Genomic DNA, 13,449 nt, shown 5'->3' on the forward strand with positions numbered 1-13,449 from the left:
TTTTAACAGCCTCCCAGGATATAATTTTTTATGGCAGCCTCCACCCCGTTTTCCTCATTTGACGGAAGTACGTAATCTGCTTTTTCCTTTAGTTTTTTCACGCCATTTCCCATGGCGAATTTCAGTCCGGAAGCCTCAAACATGGAAAGGTCGTTCTCCCCGTCCCCGATACAGGCAATCTCGCTCTTTTGGATCCCAAGATGACCGGAAAGCGCTGTAAGCGCTGTTCCCTTGGACGTATTACGGGAAAAGATTTCCATATATATTTTCGTACTGGCAAAAGAAAGCTGAGGAAAATTTCCCAAAATCTTTTCCAGCCTGATCCTTGTGCCCGGTGCAAGGAAATACAACTGGATCTCCTCCACCCCTTTGTTCCTGCTCCGGATATAGGACGCCATATTTTTAACAAGCTCCACTCCCCTGGCGTCTTTTCCGTAAAATGCTCTCCCCATAAGAGCAAGCATTCTTCCCTGTATCAGATAGACATGCTCCATGTGAGACGCGATTCCTGCCCCGCTTCCGGCACACTCCTCTAAAAGTGAAAGGGCGGTCTCCTTAGGAATATCAGAACAAAGCAAACTTTTATCCAGCTCACAGTCTGTCACCCGGGCTCCATTGGAACTGATCACATACCGATAGATATCTTTCCTTCCCGCCAGCTGATGAGGCAGGCAAAAAAAACATCTTCCGGTAGTAGGCACTACCGTAATCCCCGACTTTGCCGCTGCCTCCAGCGCCTTTTTCGTTTCTTCTGTCATCAGGCTCTTCCTGTTTAAGCAAGTGCCGTCCATATCCACAGCAAGCAGTTTTATCATAAGTCCTTCTTCATCTCCTGATTTTTATTCCATATAAATTTCCATACGCGAGATCAAATTTGTCACATTCAGTTTATTGGCAAAAAGCTGCCGGTAGGTTTTATTTCTCGTTTACTCCGCCTGCACAGGAACTCTTCCCAGGCCCAGAAATACAGTTGTCCCAACACCGGGTTCTGATTCGATCCAGATACTGTGCCCCAGCTTATCCGCCACCTGTTTGCAAAGATACAGCCCTATGCCGGTAGACTTTTTGTGCTCTCTTCCCGTATAGCCGGTAAAGCCCCTTTCAAATACACGGGGAAGATCCTCTGCATAAATACCGATTCCGGTATCCTGGATCATCAGGGTAAGCTCATGCTCCTTTCCTTCGGATACACGGATCGATATTTCTCCTTCCTTTGTGTATTTCAGCGCATTGGATAAAAGCTGTTCCAAAATAAAGGACAGCCATTTTTCGTCTGTGAGCACGATCCGGTCTGATTCCTGATAATTCAATTTCAGCTTCTGCAAAATAAAAAGTCTGGAATATTTTCGTACTGCCTGTTTAATTAATTTATCCAGAGAATACCACTGCAGCACAAGATCTTTGGAAATATCCCCGATACGCACATAGGTCATGACCATCTCCACATATTGTTCTGTGCGAAAGAGCTCTTTGTCCATTTCCTTTAGAAAACTGTCTGATCCATGTTCCTGCCCTTCTTCCTGCAAAAGAAGACGCATTGCCGCAAGGGGCGTTTTGATCTGGTGCGCCCACAGACTGTAATAATCTACACTCTCCTGTCTTGCAATGGCGGCGTCTGACTCTTTCTCCATCTTCTGATCCCAGAGAACCGACAGCATTTTCTGATACTGCTCCTCTGCCAGAGTATCTGCACTTTGCGCTCCCGGCCTTAAAAAAGAAATGTTTTTCAGCATTTCTTCCCTTTCTCTGCTTCTTCTTACATAACGGACAAAATTTGCACTCCCCCACAAAATCAGCCATATCATCGACAAAAAGACTGCGTATGACATGGCCTCCATCCGAACTTCATAGAGAAGCCCCACTATCAAAATAATCGCCGCCGCTCCGAAGTAACCAACGATTCCTCTCCAGTGTTCTTTTAAATAGTAGCCTGCTGTTTTCATGCTTCCACCATATATCCAATCCCTTTTTTTGTCACGATCATCTGTTCCAGGCCTACCCCGGCCAATTTTTTCCTGAGCCTTGCCACATTGACTGTCAGTGTGTTCTCATCAATAAAGGCGTCGCTCTCCCACAATCTTGCAATGATCTCGTCCCTGGAAACAATTTTTCCTGCATGTTCCAGTAAAATCTGCAGGATTCGAAATTCATTTTTCGTCAGTTCTATTTTCTGCTCCTGATAGATCAGCGAAGCATCCGACAAATTGAGGATACATCCTTTGTGTTCAATAATATTGGTATTCCCTCTGTAAGAATAAGCCCTTCGGAACATTGCCTGCACCTTCGCTGTCACCACATTCAAATCAAAGGGTTTTTCAATAAATTCATCTCCACCCATATTCATAGCCATAACAATATTCATATTGTCTCCTGCCGCTGACAGAAAAATAATGGGCACATCGGAAATCCTGCGGATACTGCTGCACCAGTGATAGCCATTATAAAAGGGCAGTCCGATATCCAGAAGTACAAGATCAGGCTGAACGTTTGAAAATTCTTCCATCACATTTTTAAAATCCTCTACACAATATACTTCATAGTCCCAGCCTGACAGATGTCTTTTCAAAGCCTGTGCAATTGTTCTGTCATCTTCCACGATCAAGATACGGTACATAATCCCTCCTAAATTTTCCTTCTTCCTGATAGTATTCTACATGATAAATCCATCCTTGAACAGTAATTTAAAAATTTTCCTGCAAGATATATCATAAAATAAATATAGAAAAAGCACTCTGAAGATTCCTTGTCTTCAGAATGCCCTTTCTAGAATTATCCTTAAATTTTCGCAATATCGATCAGTGTCAGCTTCTTGATATCTGTATTTTCCAGACTGGTGATCAAAGCTTCCGCTGTATCAATAGCCGTGAGCACGTTTACGCCCGTCTCAATGGCATTTCTTCTGATCACGAATCCGTCTCTGGAACGATCAGCGCCCTGAGGCGGCGTATCGATGACAAGATCGATCTCATGTCCCAGGATCAGGTCCATAAGGTTCGGAGATTCCTGCTCGATCTTGTTGACCGGGATCGCTTTTACTCCTCCGTCCTGCAGTGCCTTAGCTGTACTTCTTGTAGCGAAGATCTTGTAGCCGATCTTTTCAAAGCGGCGTCCGATCTCTACTGCTTCCGGCTTATCCTCATCCCTTACGGTAATGATCATGTTCTTGTACTTCGGCAGTTTGATTCCTGCTCCCAGGAATGCTTTGTAAAGCGCCTCGTCAAAGGTGCGGGCAATACCCAGACATTCTCCTGTTGACTTCATCTCTGGTCCGAGGCTGATATCAGCGCCCCGGATCTTCTCAAAGGAGAATACCGGCATTTTAATGGCAAAGTAATCCGCCTCTTTCTGGAGTCCCGGCGTATAACCAAGGTCTTTGATCTTGTGTCCAATGATAACCTTTGTTGCAAGAGGAACGATCGGAATGCCTGTCACCTTGCTGATATAAGGAACCGTACGGCTGGAACGGGGATTTACTTCAATGACGTATACTTCCTCACCGCACACAATGAACTGAATGTTGATCAGTCCGATGACATGCAGGGACTGCGCCAGCTTTCTTGTATAGTCCTCAATGGTTCTCTTTGTCTTCTCCGAAATACTCTGTGCCGGATAAACGGAAATACTGTCTCCGGAGTGGATTCCCGCACGCTCGATATGCTCCATGATACCCGGGATCAGGATATCCTCACCGTCGCATACCGCATCTACTTCGATCTCTTTTCCCTGAAGGTACTTATCAACCAGAATCGGGTGATCCTGTGCAATACGGTTGATAATACCGATAAATTCATCAATGTCGTGATCGTTGATGGCAATCTGCATTCCCTGTCCGCCAAGTACATAGGATGGACGCACAAGAACCGGATAACCCAGACGGTTTGCAACCTCTTTGGCTTCCTCTGCTGTAAAGACGGTTCCTCCGGTCGGACGCGGGATTCCGCATTTTTCCAAAATTTCATCAAACAGCTCTCTGTCTTCTGCTGCATCTACATTCTCGGCAGATGTACCAAGGATCGGCACTCCCATCTTCATCAGTGCCTCTGTCAGCTTGATAGCAGTCTGTCCGCCGAACTGCACAACCGCTCCGTCCGGTTTCTCCAGATCGACAATACTCTCCACATCTTCCGGTGTCAGCGGTTCAAAATACAGCTTATCTGCAATGTCAAAGTCTGTACTTACTGTCTCCGGGTTATTATTTACAATAATCGTCTCATAGCCTTCTTTTGAGAATGCCCATGTACAATGCACAGAACAGAAGTCGAACTCGATTCCCTGTCCGATGCGGATCGGTCCGGAACCAAGAACAAGTACCTTTTTCCGGCCGCTTGTCTCCTCCACTTCATTCTCGCTTCCGTATACGGAGTAATAATATGGCGTAGCTGCCGCAAACTCTGCCGCACAGGTATCTACCATCTTGTAGGAAGCGGTGATTCCATACTCGTGACGCATATCGTGGATCTGACGCTCCGTATTGCCGGTCAGAGCCGCGATCACATTGTCCGGAAATTCCATTCTCTTGGCTTCTTTCAGTGTTTCTGCTGAAAGTGATGTTGTCTTTAAGGTCTGCTCCATCTCTACCAGACGGGCAATCTTATCAATAAACCATTTGTCAATCTTTGTAATACGGTTGATCTCATCATAGGAGATACCTTTTCTGATGGCCTCTGCGATCATCCAGATCCGGCGGTCATCTACGATCTCAAGCTTTTCCAGAAGCTCCTCTTTAGTAAGGTCGGAGAAATCATAGGACATCAGGCTGTCCACATGCTGCTCCAGAGAACGGATCGCTTTCATCAGTGCACCCTCGAAGTTGTCGCAGATACTCATGACCTCTCCGGTCGCCTTCATCTGTGTTGTCAGCGTACGTTTCGCACTGATGAATTTGTCAAACGGAAGTCTCGGCATTTTTACGACACAGTAATCCAGCATAGGCTCGAAGCTTGCGTATGTCTTCTGTGTAACCGCATTTTTGATCTCATCCAGTGTATAACCAAGGGCAATCTTAGCTGCAACCTTTGCGATCGGATATCCGGTAGCTTTGGAAGCAAGCGCTGAAGAACGGCTGACACGCGGATTTACCTCGATAACGCAATATTCAAATGTCTCCGGATGAAGAGCGTACTGCACGTTACATCCTCCGGTGATGTTCAGTTCACTGATAATGTTAAGAGCTGAGGTACGCAGCATCTGATACTCTTTATCTCCCAAAGTCTGGGACGGAGCTACTACAATACTGTCTCCTGTGTGAACGCCTACCGGGTCGATATTTTCCATATTACATACTGTGATACAGTTGCCGTTTCCGTCACGCATCACCTCGTACTCGATCTCTTTCCATCCGGCGATGCAGCGCTCTACCAGAACCTGTCCGACACGGGAGAGACGAAGTCCGTTTTCCAGGATCTCTACCAGCTGTTCTCTGTCATGGGCGATACCGCCGCCGCTTCCTCCCAGAGTATAGGCCGGACGAAGCACAACAGGATAACCGATCTTCTCCGCAAACTTAATACCATCCTCTACATTTTCCACAACGAGGGACGCTGCACATGGCTCTCCGATCTTTTCCATGGTAGTCTTAAATTCCAGACGGTCCTCCGCTTTCTTGATCGTTTCGGAGGTTGTACCGATAAGGCGGACATTATTTCTCTTAAGGAAGCCGTTTTCTTCCAGCTCCATAGCAAGGTTCAGAGCTGCCTGTCCTCCCAGAGTAGGAAGCACGCTGTCCGGCTTTTCCTTCAAGATCAGCTGTTCTACCACTTCTACAGTCAGCGGTTCAATGTAAACACGGTCTGCAATATCCTTATCTGTCATAATTGTAGCCGGGTTGGAATTGAGAAGCACAACCTCAAGCCCCTCTTCTTTCAGAGAACGGCACGCCTGTGTTCCCGCATAGTCAAATTCTGCAGCCTGCCCGATTACAATCGGTCCGGATCCAATCACCAGTACCTTTTTAATATCTTTATTTCTTGGCATTAGTTTGCTCCTTTCATCATATCCATAAACCTGTCAAACAAATAACCGGAATCCTGCGGTCCCGGGCATGCTTCCGGATGGAACTGAACCGTAAAGATGTTCTTTCCGATATAAGAAAGTCCTTCGTTCGTTCCGTCGTTGACATTGACAAAAGCTTCCTTTGCCACAGACGGATCAATGGTGGATGCATCCACTGCATACCCGTGATTCTGTGAGGAAATATATACCCGGTTGTTGCTTAAATCTTTCACCGGATGATTTCCTCCTCTGTGTCCGTATTTCAGCTTATATGTCTTTCCTCCATTTGCCAGTGCCATAAGCTGATGTCCCAGACAGATGGCAAATATCGGGATATCTGTGTCATAGAGCTTCTTGATCTCTGCAATGATCTCGGTACAGGTTTCCGGATCTCCAGGGCCGTTGGAGAGCATAATGCCGTCCGGTTTGGATGCGATGATCTCCTCTGCCGATGTATCAGCCGGATAAATGGTCACGCGGCATCCTCTCTTATTAAGAGAGCGTGCAATATTATTCTTTGCGCCGAAATCCATCAGAGCCACTTTCGGTCCGTTGCCCTCCAGCACGTATGGCTCCTCACAGGTTACCTTGGATACCACATCTCCGACTTTGTATGCGTGAAGTTTCGGGATAATCTCATCAAGATCATAGTTTTCATTGGTCGTGATCATTCCGTTCATCGTACCTTTTTCTCTTAAGATCTTTGTAAGGGCACGGGTATCAATTCCGGCGATTCCCGGAATATCCTGCTCCTTCAGGAAATCCTGAATGGTGCCCTCGCATCGGAAATTGCTGGGCATTCTTGATAATTCTCTTACGATGTAACCGTCCGGCCATGCTTTCTTTGATTCCATATCCGGTGTTATTCCGTAATTTCCAATTAATGGATAGGTCATAACTACGGCCTGTCCTGCGTAAGAAGGGTCAGTCAGCACCTCCAGATAGCCTGTCATGGAGGTATTAAATACAATTTCACTTATCATGTCTTTCGTAGAACCTATGCTGGTTCCTGTAAAGACGGTTCCGTCTTCTAAAATAAGAAACGCTTTCATTTATTCACCTTTTCCCTTCACTTTGTTTTAATGGCAATATGTAAAGTCATGTTTTGCCCCATAAAAAAGGCAGTCCGTGCAAGCACAACTGCCTTTCTATGTCTATTTCCAGCGACAAATCATGTCTCCACAAATTGTATTGATTATACTACAATCTAAGACTTTTTTCAACCACTTCTCGCATTTTTATTTTTGTTCCAAAAATGAAATTTTAAATTCCACCTCTCCTACGGGTAGTAGCGTTTACTTCTGCACAGTTGATATTTACTCTTTCATACATCCATGGTATGGTTATCTCTCCTTCTGACAGCAGTAGAAGGAGGCTCATCATGAGTAAATATATTCCTGGTAACCAAAAACATCTTACCCTTGAAAACCGTATCTATATCGAAAACGAACTAAATAAGGGCACTTCCTTTAAGGATATTGCCAGGTTCCTGTGTAAGGATCCTACTACAATCTCTAAAGAAGTCAGGGCTCACCGTCTCTCAGACTGGTATCACAAAGGGACTTTCTATAATGCCAAAAACTTCTGTATTCACCGCTATCACTGTAAGAAAACGAACGCCTGTGGAAAGATTGTCCTGTGCGGAATCAAATGCGCATCCTGTCCTACCTGCAACCAAACCTGCAGAAACTTTGAAAAAGAGCATTGCGTAAGGCTTGACCGGGCTCCCTATGTCTGCAACGGCTGTACGAAAAAAATCAATCACTGCACGCTTGCCCACAAATACTCTTATAACGCCAGGTTCGCTGACAGGAAATACCGGGAAAAACTCCGGGATTCTAGAACAGGTATTAACATGACCAAACGGGAGCTTCACAAAAAGGATCAGATCATTTCCCCTCTGATCGAACAGGGACAGTCTCCCTATCATATCCTGACAAACCATCCGGAGCTGGATATGTCCGTCCGTACCCTGTATTCGTATCTTGACCAGGGACTCTTTACGGCAAGGAACATAGATCTGAAACGGAAAGTTCATTTCAAACCAAGAAGGTGCCATAAAACACAGATCACGGACAGAGCAGTCTTTAGCAACCGATTATATCATGACTTCTGTTCCCTTGCCCTTACAGGCTATGTCCAGATGGATACTGTCCATTCTTCCAGGGAATCAAAAAAGACCTTGCTGACCATGTTTTTCACCAAAGAAAAACTCTTCCTTGCTTTTCTGATGAACCGCTGCACCAAAGGCGCTGTCCGTCTTGTTTTTGACCGTCTGGAAAAGCGTATGGGAACCTATGAATTTACTTCCGTGTTTGAATATATCCTCACGGACCGGGGCTCTGAATTTGGTGATCCGGATGCTTTGGAAACCGGCGTAAACGGAATACAGCGTTCCAGCATTTATTACTGTGACCCGATGCAGAGTGGGCAGAAGGGCGGATTGGAACAAGCACACACGATGCTGCGGATGATCCTCCCAAAAGGAACCAGTTTTGAATTCCTTACACAATGGGACGTAAACCTGATTGTGAACCATATCAATTCCACACCGAGGGAAAGCCTGGGTGGGAGGACGCCATACAGCGTCGCGTTGGAAGCACTTGGAGAAGAGGTCTTAAACGCATTTCAGCTTAGACCGATTGCCCCGGATGAGGTAAATCTGACGCCTAAGCTGATCCGCTTTAATCACTAATCAACTGATCGAAATCTGCTGTCAGACTGGAAGTAAACGTTTCACATTTTTTAGATGTGGCCGGTGGAATTCAGTCCCGCACACCGTATTCCAGCGGTCCGTTTCCCATGCCCAGAAATCAAGTATTTTTCGATGAGTTTAGCTAATTATAACAGAAAACTGGAGATTTTGCTTAAAAATCCCCTGTAAAATCCGCGAAAAATAAAGTATGGTGGAATTTACCTCTTCACCGGAATTTAAAATTTCAATTTAGCTTTTATTTTTGTTCTTACATCTGCATAGCGTCAACTATTGTCGGCGTAATCTCTCCCAAAGGGTAAATGCCTCCTGTTTGCATCAAGATTTTGTATAAGTCAATCACCTTCCGGACTTATTTGCATATACTATATGCAACAGACTTAAATGGCCTGAGAGGTTCTTATTATGAATGGTTCCATTCCCACTAATTCAGACACTCCCTCCAAGGGAAAACTTCAGATCAATGTTACATCAGAAATCAATCACTTTCCTGTATCCGGTGCCAATATCCGCATTTCCTACACCGGAATACCTGACAGTACAATAGAGGAAGTGACCACGGATTCCTCCGGACAGTCAGAAACTCTGGAGCTCGATGCCCCTCCGGTAGAATACAGTCTGGACGTCACTTCAGAAGAACAGCCTTATTCGGAATATACCCTTCTTATCACTGCTCCGGGATTTGAAACGATCAGCATTGCCGGCACAGAAATCCTTGCAGATGTCACTGCCATCCAGAACATACAGATGCGTCCGTCTGATTCTTCGGAGACGGGGGAAGAACGGTTCGTGATTCCCGCACATACTTTATATGGAATCTACCCGGAGAAAATTCCTGAAGCAGAGATCAAACCTGTCAATGAAACCGGGGAAATCGTATTAAGCCGCGTGGTTGTACCGGAATATATCGTGGTGCATGACGGAAGCCCCCGGGACAGTACAGCTCAGAATTATTATGTCAAATATAAGGATTATATCAAAAATGTAGCGTCAAGTGAAATATATGCCACCTGGCCTGCCAATACAATCCGTGCCAATGTTCTTGCCATCATGTCTTTTACTTTAAACAGGGTTTACACGGAGTGGTACCGGAATCAGGGTTTTGACTTCACTATTACTTCCTCCACTGCTTTTGACCACAAATGGATTCCGGAACGGAATATCTACGATACCATTTCCGTTATTGTAGATGAATTGTTTGCCAGCTATCTTTCCCGCCCCAACGTCCGGCAGCCGATCCTGACACAGTACTGTGACGGGCGGCGCGTGCAGTGTCCCAACTGGATGACACAGTGGGGGTCGAAATCGTTGGGAGATCAGGGCTACTCTCCTATTGAAATCCTCCGCTACTATTACGGCGCAGATATGTATATTAACACCGCAGAGGCAATCTCCGGTATCCCATCCTCCTGGCCGGGTTACAATCTGGAGATTGGGTCTTCCGGCAATAAGGTCCGACAGCTTCAGGAACAGCTTAATGTAATTTCAGATGCGTATCCGGCCCTTCCAAAGCTGACTGCCGACGGAATTTACGGACCTGCCACTGCTGAAGCAGTCCGAAAATTCCAGGAAGTGTTTGGGCTTCCCGAAACCGGAATCACTGATTATTCGACCTGGTATAAAATTTCAGAAATTTATGTCGGAGTATCAAGAATCGCTGAACTGACCTAGATGAAATCTCCCACAGCTTCTCACTGTGACTCCGGCAGCCGTCAAAAGAAAAAAGAGTTCCGCAAGCGGAACTCTCGCGCCGAGCGCGGTCGTTTAAGCAGCAGCCTCCACTTCGCGCGAGTGCGCATCCCGCGGAGCGTTTTATTTAATAGGAAAGAAATTTCCTATTAAATAAAATAGCGGCAGAAACTATATCAGTTCCTGCCGTTCAAAATACTTCATTAAAATATCTGCACAATTTTCCAGCCCCAGATCCGATGTATTCAAGATCATATGGTAATTGTTAACATCTCCCCACGCCTTTCCTGTATGTTCATGGTAGTAATCTGCCCTCTCCTGGTCTGTCATCTCTATCTTGTTACTTGCTTCCTCATAGGTCAGATTTTCTTTCCCCATAATTCGCCGGATACGATCCTCCTTATCTGCGCACACATAAATATTAAACGCATTTCTCTGATCTTTCAGGATTTCAGAAGCGCAGCGTCCCAGGATAATGCAGGGCTTTTCTGCCAGTTTCTTTATCACTTCCACTTCGGATTCATAAGTATGCCTGCCAAGCTCTTCCTCTACATTCACCTTGTCATATACCGGAATGCCAAGCCTTTCTGAAAGCTCCTGTGCAATCCTGCTTGCTCCTGTACCGTATCGTCGGCTCATTGTTATTACTAATTTCATACCAATTCCTCCTTTGTAGTCCAGTTTACGCTATGCCTGCTGCCGGGCCCTTCACGCTCTCGCTTCCGGGCTTTCGCATGTATGCTGTCCGCCGTGCCAGCTCGCGCCCTTCCAGGCTCTCGCTCACGGGCTTTCGCCCTATAAAAATGCGAAAACCTCAAATCGCCTGCAAGCAGGCGTTTGCGTTTTCCACATTTTTGCACGGCTCATTGCTTACGTGGACATTATACCACAGCTTCTCCGGGATGTACAATCTGCTTTACCCATTCTTTGCGGATCTCCCAGATATTTCCGCAGACATTGAAAATAGTCCAGTTGTCAATTTCAAACACTCTAAGCCAGCTCTCTTTTATGCGGGCCTCCTCCTGTGGATATTTTCCCGCATACCTGCCCTGGAAGAACTCAAATCCGTTTACAACGCCAATATCTTTCAAGTGCTGTTTATACTCCTGTCTGTCCGTTTCATCTTTGGGAAGGTAGATCCGGTTTAGCACATAATCCCACTTTCCTTCATCGAAATAGATGATCTTCTCCGCCGGCACTTCCAGAACATATACCACTGTTCCTTCAATGGGCTTCAGGCAGTTTTCCCTGCTGATGGAGCACCAGATAGGCGCATGTACGTCTGCCGGTTTTTCCACTCTCCTGGCCGCCTCCTCTGTAAACCAGTCGTAGCTTTCCATAAAAAGAGGCGCAATGTCTCCGAAATGAAGCTCCACGTATACTCTCTGGTTGATGATCCTTCCATCTCTTTCCAGCTGGTACAAAGTTTTGTCATTCTGCCTTGTATAAAGCCTGACCATCTCCCCGCCGGATCCTTTTTTCGCATCTTGATCCACCATTTTCTGCCATTCTCCTTTCTATTTTCTCAAATTTGTTTCACGTGTTCTTATCTGGCTCCGCTTCCGGTATACCAGGCCGCAATTTCTTTTCCCCAAAGAAGACCTGCAGCCATCCCGGCACTTAAAAACGGTCCAAAGGGAATGGACTCTTTCCCGGTAATCCTTCTCGTCAACACAAGGGGCGTCAGCACAATTCCGCACAGCAAAACGGCAATTCCGCCAGCCGCTATCATTCTTATCGCTCCCAAAAAGGCTCCGCCGGCTGCTGCCAGCTTAATATCTCCTCCTCCAAAGGCTCCCGGCCGCACCATCGTTATGGCTGTCATAGGCAGGCTGATACACAAAAGCCCTGCCAGCCTCTCTGGCAGAGCCATCCCACCGCTCCACATATCTGCAGCCGCAAGTAAGATCATTGCTGCCGGTATGCCATCCGGTATTTCCCTTTTTAGCACATCTCCAAAGGGAACCCACAAAAGAAGGCTAAGAAAAACTCCTTCCAGCAATTTCTCTGTCATAAAATTTCAGCAATGCTTTCACAGATCTCACTACTTATCGCCTCTTACGCTTCCACCGTCATTTCATATTCTTCGAATAATTCCTTCACTGCCGCTTCATATGCTTCCAGCTTCTCTGCTTTACGGATACGCTTGAGAGGCTTTTTGGCATCTGCAAAAATCTGTCCCATATAAGCCCACAATTCTTTCATCTTGAAAAGCACCGGCTTAGGCCCCGGCATCTCTTCTTTATAGCCTTCATAAACCTTATCGTGAAATTTCAAAAGCAGCTCTTTTCCCGGCGCTTCTTTATTTTGAAGCCGTAAGATCAGCCCCGGATCCCGAAGGAATCCTCTGCCGATCATAACCTTATCTATCTGCGGATAAGCGCTGGTAAACCGATTTAAGTCTCCAACCGTAAGGATATCCCCGTTGTAGCACACAGGACTTTTCCCCTTTTCGGCAGCATAGCCAAAGGCCTTCATATCCGGACGCCCCTGGTAGAAATCCTGCTGGGTTCTCGGATGAACGATCAGCTCTTCCAGCGGATAACGATTGTATATCTCCAGAAGACGTTCAAACTCGCCAGCATCATCCTTCCCGATCCTTGTCTTTATGGAAATACGCATATCCGGCATCTTTTTATCTCTGTCTGTAAAGACGTCGTCCAAAAATCGCTCCAGCTTGTCCGGTATTGCCAGAAATCCGGAGCCTCTGTACTTTGAGACAACTGTTCTGGACGGACATCCCAGATTGAGATTGACCTCCTTATATCCAAGACTCTCAAGCTGAAGGGCTGTCACCGTAAAATCCCCGGCGTCGTTGGTCATAATCTGGGGAATCAGGAAAATTCCCCGATTATTCTCCGGATCAATATCCTTCTTCTCCCTGGCGCTGAACTTCCCCTTCTGATTGGGTGCAATAAAAGCGGTAAAGTATTTGTCCACACCAGGAAAACAGGCATCAAAAGCCTTCCGGTGAATGGGTCCTGTAATCCCTTCCATAGGCGCAAAGTAGTATTTCATGTTCTCCCTCTCTTACGTCACTTTGTCTTACTACTTTA

Annotated in this window: 11 protein-coding genes; 2 read left to right on the forward strand and 9 right to left on the reverse strand. The window is 46.1% G+C overall.

Translation table 11 applies throughout. The annotated features are described in order from the left end of the window. Positions 1–2: 2 nt before the first annotated feature. The 5 genes from R2J37_RS10370 to R2J37_RS10390 all read right to left on the reverse strand — a co-directional run bounded on the left by R2J37_RS10370 (position 3) and on the right by R2J37_RS10390 (position 7,043). A complete protein-coding gene (locus R2J37_RS10370) occupies positions 3–815 on the reverse strand; it encodes an HAD hydrolase family protein (RefSeq protein ID WP_316264887.1) in 813 nt (270 codons plus the stop codon). 111 nt (positions 816–926) lie between these two features. Beyond that, entirely contained in the window at positions 927–1,943 is a 1,017-nt protein-coding gene (locus R2J37_RS10375) for a sensor histidine kinase (RefSeq protein WP_230105780.1), read from the reverse strand. Continuing rightward, positions 1,940–2,614, reverse strand: a complete 675-nt coding sequence (locus tag R2J37_RS10380) for a response regulator transcription factor (protein ID WP_230105779.1) — start codon at positions 2,612–2,614, stop codon at positions 1,940–1,942. Before R2J37_RS10380 ends, R2J37_RS10375 begins: the two co-directional genes overlap by 4 nt. A gap of 161 nt (positions 2,615–2,775) precedes the next feature. Beyond that, positions 2,776–5,973, reverse strand: a complete 3,198-nt coding sequence (gene carB, locus R2J37_RS10385; protein ID WP_316264890.1) for a carbamoyl-phosphate synthase large subunit — start codon at positions 5,971–5,973, stop codon at positions 2,776–2,778. Then, positions 5,973–7,043, reverse strand: a complete 1,071-nt coding sequence (locus tag R2J37_RS10390; protein ID WP_230105777.1) for a carbamoyl phosphate synthase small subunit — start codon at positions 7,041–7,043, stop codon at positions 5,973–5,975. Before R2J37_RS10390 ends, carB begins: the two co-directional genes overlap by 1 nt. 329 nt (positions 7,044–7,372) lie before the next feature. Here R2J37_RS10390 and R2J37_RS10395 point away from each other — a divergent pair, with 329 nt between their 5' ends. After that, positions 7,373–8,686 (forward strand): IS30 family transposase, encoded by a 1,314-nt coding sequence (locus R2J37_RS10395; protein WP_316264893.1) that lies wholly within the window; start codon positions 7,373–7,375, stop codon positions 8,684–8,686. Between the two features lie 423 nt (positions 8,687–9,109). Further along, entirely contained in the window at positions 9,110–10,375 is a 1,266-nt protein-coding gene (locus R2J37_RS10400) for a peptidoglycan-binding protein (RefSeq protein WP_316264895.1), read from the forward strand. A gap of 189 nt (positions 10,376–10,564) precedes the next feature. On the opposite strand, the gene R2J37_RS10405 is transcribed toward R2J37_RS10400, so the two are convergent. The 4 genes from R2J37_RS10405 to R2J37_RS10420 all read right to left on the reverse strand — a co-directional run bounded on the left by R2J37_RS10405 (position 10,565) and on the right by R2J37_RS10420 (position 13,411). Continuing rightward, positions 10,565–11,050: a cytidylate kinase-like family protein gene (locus R2J37_RS10405; protein ID WP_230105775.1), complete on the reverse strand. Its 486-nt coding sequence runs from the start codon at positions 11,048–11,050 to the stop codon at positions 10,565–10,567. Positions 11,051–11,274: 224 nt separating this feature from the next. Beyond that, positions 11,275–11,892, reverse strand: a complete 618-nt coding sequence (locus R2J37_RS10410; RefSeq protein ID WP_230105774.1) for a DUF3841 domain-containing protein — start codon at positions 11,890–11,892, stop codon at positions 11,275–11,277. A gap of 47 nt (positions 11,893–11,939) precedes the next feature. After that, positions 11,940–12,407, reverse strand: a complete 468-nt coding sequence (locus R2J37_RS10415; protein WP_316264898.1) for a prepilin peptidase — start codon at positions 12,405–12,407, stop codon at positions 11,940–11,942. 44 nt (positions 12,408–12,451) lie between these two features. Continuing rightward, a complete protein-coding gene (locus R2J37_RS10420; RefSeq protein ID WP_316264900.1) occupies positions 12,452–13,411 on the reverse strand; it encodes a tRNA-dihydrouridine synthase family protein in 960 nt (319 codons plus the stop codon). Positions 13,412–13,449 lie beyond the last annotated feature (38 nt).

Source organism: Claveliimonas bilis (assembly GCF_030296775.1).
Taxonomy (GTDB): domain Bacteria; phylum Bacillota; class Clostridia; order Lachnospirales; family Lachnospiraceae; genus Claveliimonas; species Claveliimonas bilis.

Bases quoted from the DNA above. Each gene is read 5' to 3' on its own strand.
- R2J37_RS10380 (WP_230105779.1), bottom strand. From the start codon at position 2,614: ATGTACCGTATCTTGATCGTGGAAGATGACAGAACAATTGCACAGGCT.
- R2J37_RS10410 (WP_230105774.1), bottom strand. From the start codon at position 11,892: ATGGTGGATCAAGATGCGAAAAAAGGATCCGGCGGGGAGATGGTCAGG.
- R2J37_RS10420 (WP_316264900.1), bottom strand. From the start codon at position 13,411: ATGAAATACTACTTTGCGCCTATGGAAGGGATTACAGGACCCATTCAC.
- R2J37_RS10375 (WP_230105780.1), bottom strand. From the start codon at position 1,943: ATGAAAACAGCAGGCTACTATTTAAAAGAACACTGGAGAGGAATCGTT.
- carB (WP_316264890.1), bottom strand. From the start codon at position 5,973: ATGCCAAGAAATAAAGATATTAAAAAGGTACTGGTGATTGGATCCGGA.
- R2J37_RS10395 (WP_316264893.1), top strand. From the start codon at position 7,373: ATGAGTAAATATATTCCTGGTAACCAAAAACATCTTACCCTTGAAAAC.
- R2J37_RS10370 (WP_316264887.1), bottom strand. From the start codon at position 815: ATGATAAAACTGCTTGCTGTGGATATGGACGGCACTTGCTTAAACAGG.
- R2J37_RS10400 (WP_316264895.1), top strand. From the start codon at position 9,110: ATGAATGGTTCCATTCCCACTAATTCAGACACTCCCTCCAAGGGAAAA.
- R2J37_RS10415 (WP_316264898.1), bottom strand. From the start codon at position 12,407: ATGACAGAGAAATTGCTGGAAGGAGTTTTTCTTAGCCTTCTTTTGTGG.
- R2J37_RS10405 (WP_230105775.1), bottom strand. From the start codon at position 11,050: ATGAAATTAGTAATAACAATGAGCCGACGATACGGTACAGGAGCAAGC.
- R2J37_RS10390 (WP_230105777.1), bottom strand. From the start codon at position 7,043: ATGAAAGCGTTTCTTATTTTAGAAGACGGAACCGTCTTTACAGGAACC.